The organism is Paraburkholderia aspalathi (assembly GCF_905220735.1).
GTDB classification, from domain to species: Bacteria; Pseudomonadota; Gammaproteobacteria; order Burkholderiales; family Burkholderiaceae; genus Paraburkholderia; species Paraburkholderia aspalathi.
The window spans coordinates 713,428-734,175 of sequence record NZ_CAJNBA010000003.1 but is presented as its reverse complement, the minus strand read 5'-3'; the positions used below and the strand labels follow the sequence as shown (position 1 = coordinate 734,175).

Sequence of the window (20,748 nt, the reverse complement as noted above, 5' to 3'; positions counted from 1 at the left end):
GATCGTGCGGTGAAAGGGCGACGCAGTCATGCGCCGCTCATTCGTGTGACTGCCGGCTGATCAGCGCCCTGCGCGTACCAACGGCGAACATGTCACGCCACCCGACGCGCCTCCAGAAACCGCTTCAGAATCGCATTCGAATACGTCCCGGCAATCGCCGTGAGAAACGACACGAACGATTGCGGTGCGTGATCGTCGGCGGTGTCGGAGATGGTCCGCACTACCGCGCACGGCACACCGTACTCGTAACAGACCTGTGCGATCGCCGCGCCTTCCATCTCCACCGCAAGCGCATCCGGCAGCGCATCGCGCAAGGCTTTGACGCCCGTTGCACTCGCGACGAACTGATCGCCGCTGATAATCAACCCGCGATGTACGCGCGGCTCGCGCGTGCCGAAGCGCGCAGCCGACGCAGCGCCCTCTTCAGCAACAAAACGCTCACACGCAGCGGCCAGTTGATCGGCAAGCACCGCATCGGCTGCAAAGCGCGACACGCCGAGCAACGGCACTTCGAAGCGTGGAAACAGGGGCGACGCGTCGAGATCGTGCTGCATCAGCACGTTGGCGACGACGATGTCGCCGACCCGCACCTCAGTCCCCACGCCTCCCGCCACGCCGGTGAACACGACCGCTTCGACATCGAACGCATGGATCAGGGCGCTGACCGTGGCTGCCGCCGCGACCTTGCCGACGCGCGCCAGCGTCACGACGCAAGGCGCGCCATGCACGGTGCCGAGGTGATAGTCACGCTGACCGTGAGTGATGGTGCGCACGCCGGATTCGGCGCGCATCGCTTCGATCAGATCGCCGAGTTCCTGCGGCAAGGCCGCCAGAATGCCTAGCGGACGATGCGAAACCGGCGCACCGCCGCGGTTTGGATCGATGCCGCCCGCGCTCATTCGACCGCCTGCAATTTAGCGACCGCAAGCGCCAGCCACTTCTCGCCGTGCCGCTTGAATTTGACCTGGGCCTTGGCATCCGTGCCACCGCCTTCCAGTGCGGTGATCGTGCCTTCCCCGAACTTGGTGTGGAACACCTGCTGGCCGACGCGGAAACCCGTTTCAGCTGCGCGCTGTTCGTTCGCAAAGGCCGGCAACGGCGCCGGCGTCGACGACACCGCGCCCGTGTAACCCGACCGCGCGAACCAGTCGCGACCGTAACCGGCGTTATCCGAACGCCCGCCCCAGCGCGCGCCTGCCTCGACCTTCGGCGTGAGCCACTTGAGCGTTTCCTGCGGCAGTTCGTCGAAGAAGCGCGAGCGGATGTTGTAGCGCGTCTGGCCGTGCAGCATCCGGCTCTGCGCGAACGACAGATACAAACGCTCCTTGGCCCGCGTGATCGCCACGTACATCAGACGACGCTCTTCTTCCAGGCCGTCCGATTCCATCGCACTGTTTTCATGCGGGAACAGCCCTTCTTCGAGCCCGGTGATGAACACCGCCGTGAACTCGAGACCCTTGGCCGCGTGCACCGTCATCAACTGCACGGCTTCCTGACCGGCTTGCGCCTGGTTGTCGCCTGCTTCCAGCGATGCGTGCGACAGGAAACCGGCGAGCGGCGTCATCGTGTCCGGGTTTTGCGCCGGATCGGCGATGCCGGGCGCGTCCAGCACGACGGTATTCGGATCATCCGTGGCGACGGCCAGCTCAGGCGCCGTGGTCGCGCCTGGACGCAGCGGAATCGAGCGCGCGGGCGTATCCATGCCGTAGCCTTCTTCGCTGACGAAAGCAGCGGCCGCGTTGACCAGTTCCTGCAAGTTCTCCAGCCGGTCCTGGCCTTCACGTTCGTTCTGATAGAACTCCGTGAGACCGCTCGTGCGGACCACGTATTCGACGGTTTCCGGCAGACTCATTTGTTGCGTTTCGGCGCGCATCTTGCCGATCAGGTTTGCGAAACTCGCGAGGCTCGACCCCGCCTTACCCGCGACATACGGAATCGCCGCAGCCATCGAGCAGTTGTATAGACGCGCCGCGTCGGCAAGCTGTTCGATCGAGCGCGCGCCGATGCCACGGGTGGGGAAATTGACGACGCGGGCGAACGCGGTGTCGTCGTTCGGATTGTCGATCAGGCGCAGATAGGCGAGCGCGTGCTTGACTTCCTGACGCTCGAAAAAGCGCAGACCGCCGTACACGCGGTACGCGATGCCCGCATTGACCAGCGTGTGTTCGATCGTGCGCGACTGCGCGTTGCTGCGATACAGGATGGCGATTTCGCTGCGCGAGGTGCCCGTGCTGATCAGCGCCTTGATTTCCTCGACGATCCAGCCGGCTTCCTGCGTATCAGTTGCGGACTCATAGACGCGCACCGGTTCGCCGTGACCCGCGTCAGTGCGCAGATTCTTGCCCAGACGCCGCGAGTTATTGGCGATCAGCTGATTGGCCGCATCGAGAATATGGCCGTGCGAGCGGTAGTTCTGCTCCAGCTTGATCATGTGCCGGACGTTGAACTCGTGTTCGAAGTCGCGCATGTTGCCGACGTTCGCGCCGCGGAAGGCGTAGATCGACTGGTCGTCGTCGCCGACGGCGAAGATCGAGTTGGTCTGCCCGGCCAGCATTTTCAGCCACGCGTATTGCAGCTTGTTGGTGTCCTGGAACTCGTCGACGAGGATGTGCCTGAAGCGCGCCTGATAGTGGGCGCGCAGCGGCGGATTGTGCGCGAGCAGTTCAAAGCAGCGCAACAGCAGCTCCGGAAAATCGACGACACCTTCGCGCTGGCATTGCTGATCGTAGGCTTCGTAGAGTTCGACGAATTTGCGGTTGAAGTTGTCGGTGGCGTCGACGTCTTTCGGGCGCAGGCCTTGTTCTTTGGAATTGTTGATGAAGTACTGGAGATTTTTCGCCGGGTACTTTTCATCGTCGATGTTGAGGCCCTTCATCAGACGCTTGATCGCGGAGAGCTGGTCCGCGGTATCGAGAATCTGGAAGGTGGCCGGCAGGCCCGCATCGCGATGATGCGCGCGGAGCATGCGGTTGCAGAGGCCGTGGAAGGTGCCGATCCACATGCCACGGGTGTCGATCGGCAGAAGCGCCGAAAGACGCGACATCATTTCGCGGGCGGCCTTATTGGTGAAGGTCACCGCCAGGATGGTGGCGGGCGACGCCAGACCGTGCTGGATGAGCCACGCGATGCGGGTGATGAGGACGCGGGTTTTGCCGCTGCCCGCGCCGGCAAGGATGAGTGCGGGCTCGTTGGGGAGCGTGACGGCGGCGTGTTGTTCGGGGTTTAGATTGGCTAGCAGATCGGGCATTTTTTGGGAGGACGGCGAGGGCGTTCGACATTATATGCCCCTCCGGGGGTTGGGTTTTTTTGGGGGTTTTTTGCCTTCGCGGCGCTTTTTTCCGTGTTCTTAGCGCTTTGGCCTTTCCTTGCATTGTTAGTGGTCTATTAGCGTTGCCCCTGTGCGGGGCGGCACTTACTTTCTTTGCCGCCGCAAAGAAAGATAAGCAAAGAAAGCGGCTAGAAGCCCCTGCTAAGTGGGCACCGTGGTCTGCTACGGGTAGTGGTGCATCTGGAATCTGTGTTCGTGCCCGTGCATAGGCTTGTGACAAGGGCGTCATACTTCCGGCGGCGCTACGCGCGCCGAAGAGCCATTCATAAAACCGATCGCCACGTTTTAACGTTTGCGTCTCGCACGGGGTTTCAGAGTGAGTGCAGCGGCGCCTCGCCGAGGCGAAGCCGATGGCCCCACAAACCAAAACCGAAGCCGGCGGTTTCCCATGCAGACCCGTCCGCGACGCACGCAGTGCGGAGTGGGAGCTGATGACTCCTTTGTCACTAACGCCGAATGTGAGAGAACACGGATTCCAGTCGCACCACTACCCCTAGCAAACCACGGTGCCCACTTAGCATTAGCGGTTTGAGCTGCTTTCTCTTGCCTACTTCTCTTTGCAGCCGGCAAAGAGAAGTAGGTGCCGCCCCGCACAGGGGCAACGCTAATAGACCACTAACAATGCAAGGAAAGGCCAAAGCCTCTGGAGCACTGACAAACAAGCGCCCCGCAGGCAAAAACCGCCCCCCAGGGGCCCCCACCGGCATCGCCGCTTATAATTGAACATTCTTTGCATCCACCAGCAGACGGACAGAAATGAGCGAGACCCCGAGCGACCCCACCTCCACACTTGCCAAAAGCTTCGAGCCCCACACCATCGAGGCCCACTGGGGCCCCGAATGGGAAAAGCGCGCCTACGCAAAGGCCACCTTCGACGAAAACAAGAAAGACTTCTCGATCCAGCTGCCGCCGCCGAACGTCACCGGCACCCTCCACATGGGTCACGCGTTCAACCAGACGATCATGGACGGCCTCACCCGCTATCACCGCATGCTCGGCGAAAACACCCTCTGGGTGCCGGGCACGGACCACGCGGGCATCGCCACGCAAATCGTCGTCGAACGCCAACTGGATGCGAAAGGCGTCTCCCGTCATGACCTCGGCCGCGAAAAGTTCACCGAACGCGTCTGGGAATGGAAGCAGGAATCCGGCTCGACCATCACGAATCAGGTGCGCCGCCTCGGCGCGTCGATCGACTGGTCGCGCGAATACTTCACGATGGACGACAAAATGTCGGCCGCCGTGCGCGACGTGTTCGTACGCCTGTATGAACAAGGCCTGATCTACCGCGGCAAGCGCCTCGTGAACTGGGATCCGGTGCTGCTCACCGCCGTCTCCGATCTCGAAGTGGTCAGCGAAGAAGAAAACGGCCACCTCTGGCACATCCAGTACCCGCTCACGGACGGCTCGGGCCATCTGACGGTCGCCACCACGCGCCCGGAAACCATGCTCGGTGACACCGCCGTGATGGTCCATCCGGAAGACGAGCGCTATGCCCATCTGATCGGCAAAACGGTCACGCTGCCGCTCTCCGGCCGCGAAGTCCCGATCATCGCCGACGACTACGTCGACCGCGACTTCGGCACCGGCGTGGTCAAGGTCACGCCCGCGCACGATTTCAACGACTATCAGGTCGGCCTGCGCCACAAGCTGCCCATGATCGAGATCCTCACGCTCGACGCGAAGATCAACGACAACGCGCCGGAAAAATATCGCGGTCAGGACCGTTTCGCAGCCCGCAAAGAGGTCGTGGCCGACCTCGAAGCCCTCGGCGCGCTCGAATCAGTCAAGCCGCACAAGCTGATGGTGCCGCGCGGCGACCGCACGGGCGTCGTGATCGAGCCGATGCTGACGGACCAGTGGTTCGTCGCGATGAGCAAGCCGGCGCCGGAAGGCACCTTCAACCCGGGTAAATCGATCGCGGAAACGGCGCTGGACGTGGTTCGCAGCGGCGAAATCAAGTTCGTGCCGGAAAACTGGTCCACCACGTACTACCAGTGGCTCGAAAATATCCAGGACTGGTGTATCTCGCGCCAACTCTGGTGGGGCCATCAGATCCCGGCGTGGTATGGCGAAAACGGCGAAATCTTCGTCGCCAAGACCGAAGAAGGTGCGCGCGAGAAGGCCGCGGAAGCCGGTTACACGGGCCCGCTCAAGCGCGACGAAGACGTGCTCGACACGTGGTTCTCGTCGGCGCTAGTGCCGTTCTCGTCGCTCGGCTGGCCTGCCGAGACGCCGGAGCTGAAGCATTTCATGCCTTCGTCGGTGCTGGTCACCGGTTTCGACATCATCTTCTTCTGGGTCGCGCGCATGGTCATGATGACCACGCACTTCACCGGCAAGGTGCCGTTCGACACGGTCTACGTGCACGGTCTCGTGCGCGACGCCGAGGGCCAGAAGATGTCGAAGAGCAAGGGCAACACGCTCGACCCGATCGATATCGTCGACGGCATCGACCTCGACGCGCTGGTCGCCAAGCGCACCACCGGCCTGATGAATCCGAAGCAGGCTGCGTCGATCGAAAAGAAAACCCGCAAGGAATTCCCGGAGGGCATTCCGGCGTTCGGCACCGACGCACTGCGCTTCACGATGGCGTCGATGGCCACGCTCGGCCGCAACGTCAACTTCGACCTGGCGCGCTGCGAAGGCTATCGCAACTTCTGCAACAAGCTGTGGAATGCCACCCGCTTCGTGCTGATGAACTGCGAAGGCCACGATTGCGGTTTCGGCAAGCCGGAACAATGTGGCGAATGCGGTCCGGACGGCCACCTGAATTTCTCTGCGGCCGATCGCTGGATCGTCTCGCGCCTGCAGCGCGTGGAAGCGGAAGTCGCCAAGGGTTTCGCTGACTATCGTTTTGACAATGTGGCCAACGCCCTATACAAGTTCGTATGGGACGAATACTGTGACTGGTATCTCGAACTCGCCAAGGTTCAGATCCAGACGGGTCAGCCGAACCAGCAGCGCGCAACGCGCCGCACGCTGCTGCGCGTGCTCGAGACGGTGTTGCGCCTCGCGCATCCCGTGATTCCGTTCATCACCGAAGCGCTGTGGCAAAAAGTTGCGCCGTTGGCTGGACGTTATCCCGAAGGCAAAGCCGAGGGCGAAGCGTCCATCATGGTGCAGCCCTACCCCGTTGCGGAGCCGTCGAAGATTGACGAAGACGCTGAGCAATGGGCGGCCGACCTGAAAGCAGTGATCGATGCGTGCCGGAATCTGCGTGGCGAGATGAATCTGTCGCCGGCGGTCAAGGTGCCGTTGCTCGCTACCGGCAACGCGGAGCGCCTCGCAACTTTCGCTCCGTACGCTCAGGCATTGGCCCGTTTGTCGGAGGTGCAGATCATTGCCGACGAGGCAACGCTGGACGCGCAGGCAGATGGCGCGCCAATTGCTATCGTAGGGAATGACAAGCTTGTGCTGAAGGTGGAAATCGACGTTGCGGTGGAACGCGAGCGTCTGTCGAAGGAGATTGCGCGGCTTGGCACGGAAGTCATCAAGTGCAATGCCAAATTGCAGAATGAAAGCTTTGTGGCTAAGGCGCCACCGGCAGTCGTTGAGCAGGAGCAGAAAAGGCTGGCAGAATTCGAAACCACTATCGGCAAGCTGAAAGCCCAGTTGGCGCGTTTGCCGGCCTGATCGACGCGCCTTGTCCGCCCCGTTGCGGGCTGACGGGGCGCAAAGCTAAACCAGAGGATTCAGGGTAATCACATGCTAAAAGTTACAAAAGCGGTTTTTCCGGTAGCAGGTCTTGGCACCCGGTTCCTCCCTGCCACGAAGGCAAGCCCGAAGGAGATGCTGCCGATCGTCGACAAGCCGCTGATTCAATACGCGGTGGAAGAGGCAATGGCGGCCGGCATCACCGAAATGATCTTTGTGACGGGCCGCAGCAAGCGCGCGATCGAGGACCATTTCGATAAGTCATACGAAATCGAGGCCGAACTCCAGGCGCGCGGCAAGGACAAGCTGCTGGAATTGGTGCGCAGCATCAAGCCGAGCCATGTGGACTGTTTCTACGTGCGTCAGCCGGAAGCGCTGGGCCTCGGCCACGCGGTGATGTGCGCCGAAAAGCTGGTGGGCGACAACCCGTTCGCCGTCATCCTCGCGGACGACTTGCTGTACGGCAAGCCGCCTGTCATGACGCAAATGATCGAGGTGTTCGACCACTATCACAGCTCGGTGATCGGTGTCGAAGAGATCCCGCACTCGGAGACGAAGTCGTACGGTATCGTCGACGGCAAGGAGTGGGAAGACTCGATCATCAAGATGTCGGGCATCGTCGAAAAGCCGGAGCCGGACGTCGCGCCGTCGAATCTCGGCGTGGTAGGCCGCTATGTGCTGAAGCCGCGTATTTTCGAACATCTGCGCGCGCTGAAGCCGGGCGCAGGCGGCGAATTGCAGCTGACGGACGCGATTCAGTCGCTGCTCGCCGATGAGCAAGTGCTGGCGTACAAGTACCACGGCACGCGTTTCGACTGCGGCAGCAAGCTGGGTTATCTGAAAGCGACGGTTGAGTTCGCGTTGCGTCACCCGGAAGTGGCAGCCGATTTCGAAGAATATCTGCGTACTCGTTCGCCGGTGCTGGAAGGCTGAGCAACGGGACAGCCGCGCAGAATCCTTGCGCTGTTAGCCTCTCGCGATAAGCAGTAGTCAGGTTAGTCAGACGTAAAAAAGGCGCTGTGCCCCGCAATTGCGGGCACAGCGCCTTTTGTTTGGTATTTTCGTTCGTGTTTCAGCGGCGCTTCATCAGAAACGTGAAAACCTTGTCGTGCGACGAGCTTTCGACGATTTCGTTGCCGGTTTGCTTCGCGAATGCGGCGAAATCGCGCTGCGAGCCCGGGTCGGTGGCTAACACCTTGAGAATCTGGCCGCTTTCCATGTCGGCGAGCGCCTTCTTGGCGCGCAAGATGGGCAGCGGGCACATCAGCCCGCGCGCATCGACTTCCTTGTGAACCTGAATTTGCATCGACGATGACCTTCGGGATGAGGCGTCATAAGCGACGCCGGACAGAGGGTCAAATTCTACAGCAGGTGTCGTTTAGCCGCCGGAAGTGACGCTGTCGTGTCGATTTCCGTCATCCGGCGGCGCTTTGGTGCCTTGGGGGTTACAACGTGACCGCCTCTCCGCTCTGCAGCGACTGCCGCAACGCCATGCCGATCCGAGTCGCTTCGAGCGCGTCGGCCAGCGTAGCGCCTGCTTGGGCATTCGATGCCGCGCCGCCCTGCACCGCCGCCACGAAGGCGCGCGCCTCATGCAAAAACGCATCCTCGAAGCGATCGAAGAACGTCGGTGTGCATTCGTTGCGAATGCCCGTTGCGTCGTAGATCTCGACGCGATTTGCCCGTGGATTGTGGCCAATCGCCAGCGCGCCGGCAGTGCCGATCACCTCGCTATGCGTGTCGTTACCGTGAGCTTGCGTGCGCGACGCGTAGAACATCGCGAGCTTGCCATCCTCGAATTCGCAGATCGCCACGCCGTTATCGACGTCGCCGAATTCCCGCAGCCCCTCGTGCAATGCGACCGCGCCCGCCGCAAACACGCGTTTGGCGCGCGGTTTGCCGAGCAGCCAGCGCGCGACGTCGATGTCATGCACCGTGCAATCCAGAAAGATCCCACCGGAGGTCGCCGAGAAACGCACGAAGAAACCGTTGGTGTCGTTCTGATCGGTGGTTTGCGAGCGCACCAGAAACGGCCGTCCGATCTTGCCGGCTTCGATCTTGTCGAACGCATCCTTGTAGCTCGGATCGAAACGCCGCATGAAGCCGATGGTGGCCTGCAGATGCGGATAGCGCGCGGCTTCAGCCAAGACGCGCTCGCACTCGGCGAGATCCAGCGACAGCGGCTTCTCGCAGAACACATGTTTGCCGGCGCGCAATGCATCGATAATCTGCTGCGCGTGCAAGGACGACGGCGTGACAAGCCACACCGCGTCCACGTCGCGATCGGCGAGCAGGTCCGCATAGTCGGCGTAGAGACGCGGTTCGGGTAAAGTCTCGCGCGCCCACGCCCTCTCCTCTTCCACCGGACTGCAAGCGGCCACGAGCGTCGCACCCGGCACGCGATACGCCAGATTTTCCGCGTGGCGCTTGCCCAACCGTCCCAAGCCCACCACACCCAAACGAAGTCGCCCAGTCGTCGCATTCATCACAATGCCTCCCCGAGTCTCACCGCGCGACCCTCGCGCCACGAGCGCGTCGCGGCGTCGGCGAGTTCGAGCGCCTTAAGGCCGTCGGCGACGGTGGTTCGCACCGGTTTGCCGTGCGTGACCGCGTCGAAGAAATGCGCGATTTCCAGTGCGTACGCCGCACGATAGCGCTCGAGGAAAAACGCCTCGGGCACATCGCTCGACACTTCGGTTTTTGAGTACGCGGTGACCTCGGTGGGTCGCACATTGCCCGCCTGCAGCATGCCGGTGCTGCCGAGCACTTCGAAACGCTGGTCATACCCATAGGCCGCGCGGCGCGCGGTATTGATCTGGCACAGACGTCCGTGCTTCGTGCGGATCGTCACCGCGGTCGAATCGATATCGCCCGCTTCGGCAATCGCCGGATCCGAAAGACAACTCCCCGTGGCGTGCAGCGTGTCGGCTTCGTCATCGAGAATCCAGCGGAAGATGTCGAAGTCGTGAATCAGCATGTCCTTGAAGATGCCACCCGAGTGCTTGATGTACTCGACCGGCGGTGCGCCCGGATCGCGGCTCGTCACCACCAGCATTTCCGGCGTGCCGATTTCGCCCGCATCGATGCGCGCTTTCAACGCGGAAAAGGTCGGGTCGAAGCGGCGCTGAAAGCCGATCATGCAAACCACGCCCGCGCGCTCCACCGCATCGGCGCAGGCACGCGCCCGCTCCAAAGTCAGATCGACCGGCTTCTCGCAGAACACATGCTTCTTCTGCGCGGCTGATTTCATGATCAGATCCGCGTGCGTGTCCGTGCTCGAACAGATCACCGTCGCGCCGATCGACGCATCGCCCATCGCGCCGTCGATATCCGCAACCTGCGCACCGTGCTCGGCGGCGAGCGCCGCAGCCGCCTCGCGATTCACATCGACCACATACTTGAGCCGCACGCCTGGCTGCCGCGCCAGATTCGCCGCATGAATCTTGCCGATACGGCCCGCGCCGAATACCGCTACGTCGATCGTCTTTACCGCCTCAGTCATCGTATCCTCCAGTCTCTTTGGATTCTTCTACGTTCAGTTCGAGCTTGTACGCGAGCGCGATGAACAACGCCTGGCACAAACAGATCGTGCTGGTCAGCGAGCGGAACGCAAACGCGCTGCCCTCTTTCACATACAGTTGGATGGTGGCGTAACGCGCCAGCGGTGATAGTTGGCTATCCGTAATAACCAGCGTCTTAGCCTGATGGTGATGCGCCACCCGCAGGCAGTACTGCGTTTCCTTGCCATACGGTGCGAAGCTGATCGCGATCACCACGTCGCTCTTCTTCACGCTGCGAATCTGTTCGCGGTACATGCCGCCAAAGCCGGATACCAGATGCACGCGCTTGGGCGTGTGCTGCAACGCGTAGACGATGTAGCTTGCCACCGGAAACGAACGCCGCACGCCAATAACGTAGATGTTGTCGGCCTGCTGCAGCATCTTCACGGCGGCGTCGAACTGCTGGTCGTCGAGGCCGGCTTCGAGTTCTTCAAGACCGCCGCGCGAGGCCGCGATGAATTCGCGCGCCACGGAACCGCCGGACAACGCACCGGGCTTCTCGTCGATCAGCTTGCGAATCCGCTGCTGATAGCTCGGCGAGGACGTCCCCTGACCCGTGTACGCCTGACGAAACACCGCCTGCAGATCGGAGAAACCGGAAAAGCCGAAGCGCTGCGCAAAACGCACCACCGCGGACGGATGCACGCCGCAACTCGCGGCGATATCGCTGGTGCGATCCACCATCACGCTCGAGCGATGCTGCTCGATATACGTCGCGACATTCTTCAATTGCCGCGGCAGCGCCTCGTAGTTTTCCGCGATGCGCTGCATCAATTCTTCGACGCTCGGCAAGTCTTCGGTGCTCTCTTCCGCCATGGCTCTCTCTTCGTTGCTTTATTGCAGTGCAGAAGACGCTTCCAGCGCGCGCCACACGGCATCCTGACGCTGCCGATTATAGGCAGGCGCCCCGTCAAATGGAATGTATTTTCCATTTTTATTTGTCATGAAATTTTCATTGCAACGCTTCGGAAGATGGCCTAATCTTGGTCGTGAGCGATGGTGCATCGGCTGACGTCTGCCGCAACGCACGCAATCGGAAAGCCGCCCGCCAGACGCTCCCTTCAATAACGACAGACCGAGAAAGGTGGAGACAATGAGACTTTGCAAGGGCAAGGCTACGCTCAGGATTCTGGTGGCGGCATTGACGTTGGCGACGGGATTCGGTGCGGCGTCGGCCGCCCGCGCGGCTGACGCTCACTTCGTGCTGATCAGCCACGCGCCGGATTCGGATTCGTGGTGGAACACCATCAAGAACGCCATCAAACAGGCCGACGAGGATTTCAACGTCGAGACCGACTACCGCAATCCGCCGAACGGCGACATCGCCGATATGGCGCGCCTCGTCGAACAGGCCGCCGCGCGCAACTACGACGGCGTGATCGTTTCCATCGCCGACTTTGACGTGCTCAAGAGTTCGCTCGCCAAGGTCACCGAGAAGCACATTCCGCTCGTCACGATCAATTCCGGCACTGAGGAGCAAAGCGCGCAGCTTGGCGCGATCATGCACGTCGGTCAGCCTGAATACGCCGCGGGCAAAGCGGCGGGCCAGAAAGCGAAGGCAGCGGGCATCAAGTCGTTCCTGTGCGTGAACCACTACGCAACCAACCCGGCTTCGTTCGAACGCTGCCGCGGCTTTGCCGAGGCGATCGGGGTCGACTTCAAGTCCTCCACGCTCGACGCGGGCCAGGACCCGACTGGTGTGCAATCGAAAGTGAGCGCGTATCTGCGCAATCACCCGAACACCCAGGCGGTGCTCACGCTCGGTCCGCTGTCGGCTGCGCCGACGATGAAGGCGCTGCAGCAGATGGGCCTCGCCGGCAAAGTCTGGTTCGCGACATTCGACTTCGACAATGACATCGCCAAGGGCATCCAGGACGGCACGATCCAGTTCGCCATCGACCAGCAACCCTACCTGCAGGGCTATATCCCGGTTGCCGTACTGGCCATCGTGAAGAAGGAACACACCACAGATCCGGCGAAGATCCGCCAGATCCTGCAGGCCAATCCGAAGTTCCAGCAACGTCTCACCACGTACGGCCTGCAGCCCGCCTATGGGCCGCGCAATATCGGTTCCGGCCCGGGTTTCATCACCAAGGCCAACATCGACAAGGTGGTCAAGTACGCAGGGCAGTACCGCTAACGCATTTCGCTGGACGTACGGACACGGGAGAACCGTTCCGGCAGGTATGAAGAAAGTGGACGCGGCCGGCCGCAACTGGCCAGGCCGCCCCACGCCTGCATTCACCACGTTTTACGTGCATTACGCGCCATGCGGTCCGATTGCAGTCCTTTGACGACTGCGAAAAGCCGGGCGCATCAAGGAGAGCTTCAATGGGCGTAGCCAACCCCTTCCACCCTCATCCCCGCAAGCAGCCCCCTTCGAACACCGCGACGACGTCAACGTCCGGCGGTGCACCCGCGGCGGCCGATGAGCGCGTGCGCCAGGAATCGTGGTTCCGGCATCTGCTGAACCGTCCGGAATTCGCCGCCCTCGCCGGCACCGTGATGGTGTTCCTCGTGTTTGGGATTGCGGCCGGCAACTCCGGCATGTTCAACCTCGACGGCGTGATGAACTGGTCGCAAGTGGCCGCGTATCTCGGCCTGATCGCAGTCGGTGCATGCCTGTTGATGATCGCCGGTGAATTCGATCTGTCGATCGGCTCGATGATCGGCTTCTCGGGCATGATGGTCGCGCTGCCCACGATGTATTTCCACTGGCCGATTGCCTTGTCGATCGTGTTTGCGTTCGCCGGATCGATGCTGCTCGGCGCGCTCAACGGCTATCTGGTGATGCGTACACGGCTGCCGTCATTCATCGTGACGCTGGCATTCCTGTTCATCCTGCGCGGGCTCACACTGGCCCTGTCGGTCATGTTCGCCGACCGCACGATCATCTCCGGCGTAGGCGACGTCGCGGCTCACGACTGGCTCGCCCATACCCTGTTCCAGGGTGTCGCGTTCAAGGGTCTGTTCGTCTGGCTCGGCCATATCGGCGTCGTGAAGCTGCTCGATAACGGCAATCCGCTCGTGCCGGGCATTCCGAAGGTGCTGCTCTGGTGGTTCGCGCTGGCCGCGGTCTGTGCCTTCACCCTCGCCAAGACCCGCTTCGGCAACTGGATTTTCGCGGTTGGCGGCGACGCCAACGCGGCAAAGAACGTCGGCGTGCCGGTGCGGCGCGTGAAGATTTCGCTGTTCGTGCTGACCGCGTTTTGCGCGTGCCTGTTCGCCGTGCTGCAAGTGTGCGACATCGGCTCGGCCGCGGCCGACCGCGGGTTGCAGGCCGAATTCGAAGCCATCATCGCGGCGGTGATCGGCGGCACGCTGCTGACCGGCGGCTACGGCTCGGTGATCGGCGCCTGCTTCGGCGCATTGATCTTCGGCGTCGTGCAGATCGGCATTACCTATACGAATGTCGATTCCGACTGGTTCCGCGTGTTCCTCGGCGTGATGCTGCTGATCGCCGTGCTGTTCAATCACTACGTGCGCCGCCGCGTCGCGCAATCGTAACGAGGAGACGACCATGTCCGATACGAATACCGTGAACACCGCGGCCAAGCCGCAGGACGACGTGATCCTCGCACTCGAAGACGTCAGCAAGTACTTCGGCCAGGTCATCGCGCTAAGCGGCGTGACCTTGCGTCTGAAGCGCGGCGAAGTGCATTGCCTGCTCGGCGATAACGGCGCGGGTAAGTCGACGCTGATCAAGACGCTCGCTGGCGTGCATCGACCCTCCTCCGGTCAATATCTGGTGGATGGCAAACCGGTGCTGTTCGAATCGCCGAAAGATGCGCTCGATCTCGGCATCGCCACCGTCTATCAGGATCTGGCGCTAGTGCCCTTGCTCTCCGTGGCGCGCAATTTCTTCATGGGCCGCGAGCCGCAGAAGAAACTGTTCGGCTTTCTGAACGTGATGGACCTCGAAACCAGCGCCACCACCGCACGCGACAAGCTCGCCGAAATGGGCATCAACGTGCGCGACCCGCATCAACCGATTGGAACGATGTCCGGTGGCGAAAAGCAGTGCCTTGCGATCGCGCGAGCGATTCACTTCGGCGCACGCGTGCTGATTCTCGACGAGCCGACTGCCGCGCTCGGCGTCAAGCAGAGCTTCAACGTGCTGAAGCTGATTCACACGGCGCGTGCAAAAGGCATCTCGGTGATCTTCATCACGCACAACGTGCACCACGCGTATCCGATCGGCGATTCGTTCACGCTGCTCAATCGCGGCAAATCGCTCGGCACGTTCACGAAGGACACCATCAGCAAGGACGAAGTACTCGACATGATGGCCGGCGGCGCCGAAATGCAGAAGATGATCGGCGAACTCGACGGCGCGACGATCTGATTCATTCGCGCGGGCTTCCGGCGCATGTTGCGCCTCACGCCCGCGCTCAGCTATTCAGGAATATTCATGAATCATTCCAGCACATCCAGCGGGACCGGGATCGTGAACGGTGGCGGGCTCGCTTCCGCTTCAGGGGCAACGTCAGCGACAACGGCCAGCCGTTTCGCACCGGACCGCAGCCGCGACATCGTCTGTCTTGGCCGTCTTGCCGTCGATCTGTACGCGCAGCAGGTCGGCGCGCGACTCGAAGACGTGTCGAGTTTCGCCAAGTATCTTGGCGGTTCATCGGCGAATATCGCGTTCGGTTGCGCGCGCCTCGGGCTTGCATCGTCGATGCTCGCGCGCGTCGGCAACGATCACATGGGGCGTTTTCTCACCGAGACCTTGACGAAGGAAGGCTGCGACGTCAGTCATGTCCGCGTCGATCAGGAACGCCTGACCGCCCTCGTTCTGCTCGGCCTGAAAGATCGCGATACCTTTCCGCTGATCTTCTATCGCGAGAACTGCGCGGATATGGCGGTAGATGAAGCGGATTTCGACGAGGCGTACATTGCGTCGTCGAAAGCGCTGCTGATTACCGGCACGCACTTTTCGACCGAGCAGGTGAATCGCACGAGCCGCCGCGCGCTGGATTACGCGCGACGCAATAACGTGCGCACCGTGCTCGATATCGACTATCGCCCGGTGTTGTGGGGCCTCACAGGTAAGGCGGACGGTGAAACCCGCTTCGTCGCGAGCGAAGGCGTAACCGCGCACTTGCAGCGCATTCTGCCGTTGTTCGATCTGGTGATCGGCACTGAGGAGGAGTTTCGCATCGCCGGCGGCAAGACCGAGCTCGTCGACGCACTCGCGATGGTGCGCGCTGTGACGCCGGCCACGCTGGTTCTGAAGCGCGGGCCGATGGGCTGCCAGATCATCGACGGCAAAGTACCCGCAACGCTCGACGATTTGCCTATTCACGGCGGCGTCGAGGTGGAAGTTTTGAATGTACTCGGCGCGGGCGATGCATTCGCCTCGGGCTTTCTCTCCGGATGGTTGCGCGATCAGCCACTCGAAGCGTGCGCCCGTGCGGCGAATGCAAGCGGCGCGCTGGTCGTGTCGCGTCACGGCTGTGCGCCTGCAATGCCGACGCCCGCCGAACTGGACTACTTCCTGCGCGAAGCCAAGGCCGATCCGCAACGCATGCGCCGTCCCGACCGCGATGCAACGCTCGCACGCCTGCATCGTGTGTCCCCTGCCCGCAAACAATGGGACGAAGTGCTCGGCTTCGCGTTCGACCACCGCAACCAGTTCTTCGAGCTTGCCCAGCAGACCGGCGCCGACGAAGCGCGTATCGTGCAACTGAAGGGCCTGTTCGTCGAAGCTGTCGCGCAGACGGAAACCGCCTTGGGGCTGCAAGGCCGCATCGGCATCCTGAGCGACGACCGCTACGGTCAGGACGCATTGAACGCCGCCACCGGACGCGGCTGGTGGATCGGCCGGCCGGTTGAGCTGCCCGGTTCCGTGCCGCTCGTGTTCGACCACGGACGCTCGATCGGCACGACGCTGATTGCATGGCCGCAGGAACACATTGCGAAGTGCCTCGTGCAATTCCATCCCGACGAACCGATCGAACAACGCCTCGAACAGGAAGCGCAGCTGCGTGCGCTTTACGACGCGACACAAGCAAGCGGCCACGAATTGCTACTCGAAGTGATTCCGCCGAAACACGCGCATCTGCCGCAAGCACCGGACATCGTCTATCGCGCGTTGAAGCGGCTGTACAACATCGGCATCTATCCGGAATGGTGGAAACTCGAACCGATGGACGCCGCGCAATGGCAAGCCGTCGACGCGTTGATCGCCGAGCGCGATCCGTACTGCCGGGGCGTGGTGTTGCTCGGTTTGTCAGCGGGTGTCGAGCAATTGAACGAGGGCTTTCGCGCGGCGGCGCAATCGGCGACATGCCGCGGCTTTACCGTGGGTCGTACGATCTTTCACGAGCCGAGCCATGCGTGGCTCGCCGGTGAGATCGGTGACGATGAGCTGATCGCGCGCGTGCGCCGCACATTCGAAACGCTGATCGCGTCGTGGCGTGCCACGCGTGGAACGACAAGCACGCAGCCCACCACGGCGGACCATGCACATCAGGAGCAGGCGGCATGAACCAGCGCGTATTGCATCACGATGCGGCGTCCGCCAACGACGCCACCCAGGCCCACGCGCCGTCGGGCGGCACCGTCCGCCTGACGACCGCCCAAGCGTTGGTTCGCTACCTCGCCGCACAACGGGTCACGACGGAAGACGGCGGCGGCACCGAACCGCTCTTTGGCGGCGTATTCGCGATCTTCGGGCACGGCAATGTGGCCGGCATGGGCGAAGCCTTGTATCAGCACCGCGAAGCGTTGCCCACGCTACGCGCTCACAACGAACAGGCGATGGCGCACAGCGCGATTGCCTATGCGAAGGCGCATTTCCGTCGCCGTATGATGGCCGTCACGACGTCGATCGGCCCCGGTGCGACCAACCTGGTCACCGCGGCCGCGCTCGCGCATGTGAACCGTCTGCCCGTGCTGCTGTTACCCGGCGATGTGTTCATCTCGCGCGCGCCCGATCCGGTGTTGCAGCAGGTTGAAGATTTCCACGATGGCGGCGTCTCTGCCAACGATGCGTTCAAACCGGTGTCGCGCTACTTCGACCGCATCGTGCACCCGGCGCAATTGCTCAATGCATTGCCGCGCGCCTTGCGCGTGCTCACCGACGCGGCCTTGTGCGGTCCTGTGACGCTCGCGCTGCCGCAGGACGTGCAAGCGCAAGCATGGGATTTCCCTGCCGACTTCTTTACGCCGCGCGTCGTCACGTTCCACTCCCCCGCGCCGCGCGCTGACGATATCAACGCGGCAGTTGCCCATCTGCGCCGCGCCAAGCGTCCATTGATCGTCGCGGGCGGCGGGGTGCTCTATGGCCGTGCGACCGACGCGCTGCACCGCTTCGCCGCCGCACACGGCATCCCGGTTGCTGAAACGCAGGCCGGCAAGGGTTCGCTCGCGTGGAACGATCCGTTGAACGCCGGCGCGTTGGGCGTGACCGGCTCGCCCGCCGCCAATGCACTCGCCCACGATGCCGACTGCGTGCTGGCAATCGGCACCCGCTTGCAGGACTTCACCACCGGCTCGAACACATTGTTCACCCAGGCCGACGTGATCGGCATCAACGCGAATCCGTTCGACGGCCTCAAGCATCGCGCGCTGGTGGTCGAGGCCGACGCACGTCTTGCGCTGGATGCGCTCGCCGAATCCATGCAAGGCTGGCACGCGGACCGTACATGGACCGCGCGCGCCCACAAACTCGCGGCAAGCTGGCGCGACACCGTGAGCACGCTCACGCATGCGCCGCAACGCGACACCGTGCTGCCGTATGAAGGCGACGTGATCGGCGCGGTGCAGCGTTCGAGCGCGCGTTCCGCGACGGACGATATCGTCGTGTGCGCGGCGGGCACCTTGCCGGCCGAATTGCACAAGCTGTGGCGCGCCGGCAAACCGGGCGCTTACCACGTCGAATACGGCTACTCATGCATGGGCTACGAGATTGCCGGCGGCCTCGGCGCCAAGCTCGCACGGCCCGCACGTGAAGTGATCGTGATGCTCGGCGACGGCAGCTATTTGATGATGAACAGCGAGATCGCGACTTCGGTGATGATCGGCGCGAAGCTGATCGTGGTGGTGCTCGACAATCGCGGCTACGGCTGCATTAACCGCTTGCAGCAGGCTTGCGGTGGCGCACCGTTCAACAACCTGCTCGACGACTGCATGCAGGGCCCGCTTGGCGCACCGAAGATCGACTTCGCTGCCCATGCACGCGCGCTCGGAGCAGAGGCCGAACACGTCGCGAATATCGGCGAACTGGAAGACGCGCTGCAACGAGCGCGCGCCGCCGATCGCACCTACGTGATCAGTATCGACACTGACCCCGCCCGCACCACGAACGACGGCGGCTGGTGGTGGGAAGTCGCCGTGCCCGAGGTATCGGCGCGCGACACTGTGCGCGCTGCACGCTCGCAATACGACGCGCAACTCGCCGCCCGCGCGGCGCCCACCGACCCCAGCGACCGCCCCGGCCACATCGACAACGAATGAGGACGCCCGCATGACTGCTTTCGACGTACGTATCGGCATCAACCCCTTATCGTGGATGAACGACGACCTGCCTTCGCTCGGCGGCGAAACACCGCTTGAAGTTGCACTGACCGAAGGACGCCAGATCGGCTACCAGGGTTTCGAACTCGGCAACAAGTTTCCGCGCGAACCGCAGGCGCTGAAGACGCTGCTTGCCCAATACGATCTGGCCTTAGTATCCGGCTGGTACTCCGGCCGGCTCGCGCGACGCGGCGTGGAAGAGGAAATCGCCTCCGTCGGCCCGCATCTCGACCTGCTCGCACAGAACGGCGCGACGGCGATGGTCTATGGCGAAGTCGCCGATTCGATCCAGGGCGCACCGCAACCGCTCTATCAACGCCCGCGTTTTTTCAGCGAAGCGCAGTGGGCCGCGTATGCGGCGCGCGTCGATGAATTCGCGCGCTACACCCTAAGCCGCGGCGTGCGGCTGGCGTACCATCATCACATGGGCGCATATGTCGAAACACCGGCTGATGTCGATCAACTGATGTCGCGCACGAGCGACGCCGTCGGCCTGCTATTCGACGCCGGACACATCACGTTTGCCGGTGGCGATCCGCTCGCGGTGCTCGACAAACACATCGGGCGCGTGTGCCACGTCCACTGCAAGGACGTACGGCCCGCGGTAATGAAACTGGCGCGCAATCGCAACTGGAGTTTCCTCGACGCCGTGATCGCTGGTGCCTTCACGGTACCGGGCGATGGCGCGGTGAACTTCCCGGCGATCATCGATCGATTGAAGCGGCATGGCTATCGTGGCTGGCTCGTGGTTGAAGCGGAACAGGACCCGGTGGTGGCGCCATCGTACGAGTATGCGCAAAAAGGATTCCGGACCTTGCGAGCGCTGGTCGATGCGCCGCTCGACGCCGGTGGCGGGACTGAGCAGGAGGCAGCATGAGTTTATTGGTCAAGGCGCAGCGCGAGGGCCAAACGATCGCGCGGGTGACGCCTGAGTCGGCGTGCTGGCGGTATGTGGGATTTGCGGCTTACCGGCTAGGCGCGGATGAAGTCGTGCATGTGTTTGAACCGGCTCGTGAGGTGTGTGTCGTCGTGCTGACAGGCGCGGTGGATATTGAAACTCCCGATGAGAAATGGAGTTCGCTGGGTTCACGCGATAGCGTGTTTGAGGATTCCGCGCCGTATGCGGTGTATTTGCCGCCTGGTGTGCGGGTGACGGTTCGCGCCTGTCGCGATGCTGAGGTTGGTGTGGCGAGTGCGCCCGGCAAAGGGGCGTATCCGGCGAGGTTGATCGAGCCTTCTACGATGAAGCGTTCCACGCGTGGGAAGGGGCTGAATACGCGTTACGTATGCGATATTCTTCCGCAGACTGAGCTTGCGGAGTCTTTGCTGGTTGTCGAGGTTCGGACGCCTGGGGGGCATGCTTCAAGCTATCCGCCGCATAAGCACGATACGGATAATGTGCCTCATGAGAGTTCGCTCGAAGAGACTTATTATCATCGGCTCGATCCGCCGCAAGGGTTTGCTTTTCAGCGTGTGTATACGGATATGCGGGATATCGATGAGTCGATGGCGGTGGAGAATCACGACGTCGTGATGGTGCCGCGTGGGTATCATCCTGTTGTTGTTCCCTATGGGTATGAGTCTTATTATTTGAATGTGATGGCTGGGGGGCAGCGGACCTGGCATTTTCGGAATGATCCGGCGCATGAGTGGATTATTAATAAGGACAGTTAGGGGGTTTTG

15 protein-coding genes are annotated in these 20,748 nt (G+C 62.2%); 9 read left to right on the top strand and 6 right to left on the bottom strand.

Annotated elements, in window-relative coordinates:
• Window positions 1-92 precede the first annotated feature (92 nt).
• Together KHO30_RS22225 and KHO30_RS22220 are read right to left on the bottom strand one after the other, a co-directional pair.
• A complete protein-coding gene (locus tag KHO30_RS22225) occupies window positions 93-899 on the bottom strand; it encodes a 5'-methylthioadenosine/adenosylhomocysteine nucleosidase (protein WP_200618942.1) in 807 nt (268 codons plus the stop codon).
• On the bottom strand, window positions 896-3,247 hold the full coding sequence (locus KHO30_RS22220; protein WP_211702320.1) for a UvrD-helicase domain-containing protein: 2,352 nt from the start codon (window positions 3,245-3,247) through the stop codon (window positions 896-898). Before KHO30_RS22220 ends, KHO30_RS22225 begins: the two co-directional genes overlap by 4 nt.
• Before the next feature lie 837 nt (window positions 3,248-4,084).
• Here KHO30_RS22220 and KHO30_RS22215 point away from each other — a divergent pair.
• Both KHO30_RS22215 and galU read left to right on the top strand, forming a co-directional pair.
• Window positions 4,085-6,964 (top strand): valine--tRNA ligase, encoded by a 2,880-nt coding sequence (locus KHO30_RS22215; protein ID WP_093647645.1) that lies wholly within the window; start codon window positions 4,085-4,087, stop codon window positions 6,962-6,964.
• A gap of 72 nt (window positions 6,965-7,036) precedes the next feature.
• Window positions 7,037-7,918: a UTP--glucose-1-phosphate uridylyltransferase GalU gene (gene galU / locus KHO30_RS22210; RefSeq protein ID WP_054042256.1), complete on the top strand. Its 882-nt coding sequence runs from the start codon at window positions 7,037-7,039 to the stop codon at window positions 7,916-7,918.
• 139 nt (window positions 7,919-8,057) lie between these two features.
• Here the strand turns inward: galU and KHO30_RS22205 are convergent, their stop codons facing one another.
• The 4 genes from KHO30_RS22205 to KHO30_RS22190 all read right to left on the bottom strand — a co-directional run bounded on the left by KHO30_RS22205 (window position 8,058) and on the right by KHO30_RS22190 (window position 11,361).
• The gene (locus tag KHO30_RS22205; protein ID WP_054042293.1) at window positions 8,058-8,285 is read right to left on the bottom strand and encodes a sulfurtransferase TusA family protein; all 228 of its coding nucleotides are present in this window, start codon (window positions 8,283-8,285) and stop codon (window positions 8,058-8,060) included.
• 145 nt (window positions 8,286-8,430) lie between these two features.
• Window positions 8,431-9,471, bottom strand: coding sequence for a Gfo/Idh/MocA family oxidoreductase (locus tag KHO30_RS22200; protein ID WP_211702318.1), 1,041 nt, complete (start codon window positions 9,469-9,471; stop codon window positions 8,431-8,433).
• Window positions 9,471-10,487, bottom strand: coding sequence for an inositol 2-dehydrogenase (gene iolG / locus KHO30_RS22195; RefSeq protein ID WP_211702316.1), 1,017 nt, complete (start codon window positions 10,485-10,487; stop codon window positions 9,471-9,473). The genes KHO30_RS22200 and iolG overlap by 1 nt, the downstream gene beginning before the upstream one ends.
• Complete coding sequence (locus KHO30_RS22190; RefSeq protein ID WP_211702314.1) at window positions 10,480-11,361, bottom strand: MurR/RpiR family transcriptional regulator; 882 nt, start codon at window positions 11,359-11,361, stop codon at window positions 10,480-10,482. Before KHO30_RS22190 ends, iolG begins: the two co-directional genes overlap by 8 nt.
• A gap of 277 nt (window positions 11,362-11,638) precedes the next feature.
• Between KHO30_RS22190 and KHO30_RS22185 the strand changes: the two genes are divergently transcribed.
• The 7 genes from KHO30_RS22185 (at window position 11,639) to iolB (ending at window position 20,739) form a co-directional block, all read left to right on the top strand.
• On the top strand, window positions 11,639-12,685 hold the full coding sequence (locus KHO30_RS22185) for a sugar ABC transporter substrate-binding protein (RefSeq protein WP_054042251.1): 1,047 nt from the start codon (window positions 11,639-11,641) through the stop codon (window positions 12,683-12,685).
• Window positions 12,686-12,876: 191 nt separating this feature from the next.
• A complete protein-coding gene (locus tag KHO30_RS22180) occupies window positions 12,877-14,052 on the top strand; it encodes an ABC transporter permease (RefSeq protein WP_200618946.1) in 1,176 nt (391 codons plus the stop codon).
• Between the two features lie 13 nt (window positions 14,053-14,065).
• Window positions 14,066-14,890, top strand: a complete 825-nt coding sequence (locus KHO30_RS22175) for an ATP-binding cassette domain-containing protein (RefSeq protein WP_093647634.1) — start codon at window positions 14,066-14,068, stop codon at window positions 14,888-14,890.
• Window positions 14,891-14,956: 66 nt separating this feature from the next.
• A complete protein-coding gene (locus KHO30_RS22170) occupies window positions 14,957-17,035 on the top strand; it encodes a bifunctional 5-dehydro-2-deoxygluconokinase/5-dehydro-2-deoxyphosphogluconate aldolase (RefSeq protein WP_244864101.1) in 2,079 nt (692 codons plus the stop codon).
• On the top strand, window positions 17,032-19,005 hold the full coding sequence (iolD, locus tag KHO30_RS22165; RefSeq protein WP_211702312.1) for a 3D-(3,5/4)-trihydroxycyclohexane-1,2-dione acylhydrolase (decyclizing): 1,974 nt from the start codon (window positions 17,032-17,034) through the stop codon (window positions 19,003-19,005). Before KHO30_RS22170 ends, iolD begins: the two co-directional genes overlap by 4 nt.
• A 10-nt stretch (window positions 19,006-19,015) precedes the next feature.
• Window positions 19,016-19,942, top strand: coding sequence for a myo-inosose-2 dehydratase (gene iolE / locus KHO30_RS22160; RefSeq protein ID WP_211702310.1), 927 nt, complete (start codon window positions 19,016-19,018; stop codon window positions 19,940-19,942).
• Window positions 19,939-20,739 carry a 5-deoxy-glucuronate isomerase gene (gene iolB, locus KHO30_RS22155; RefSeq protein ID WP_211702307.1) on the top strand — a complete coding sequence of 267 codons (801 nt, stop codon included), beginning with the start codon at window positions 19,939-19,941 and terminating at the stop codon, window positions 20,737-20,739. Before iolE ends, iolB begins: the two co-directional genes overlap by 4 nt.
• The last annotated feature ends 9 nt before the right edge of the window (window positions 20,740-20,748 follow it).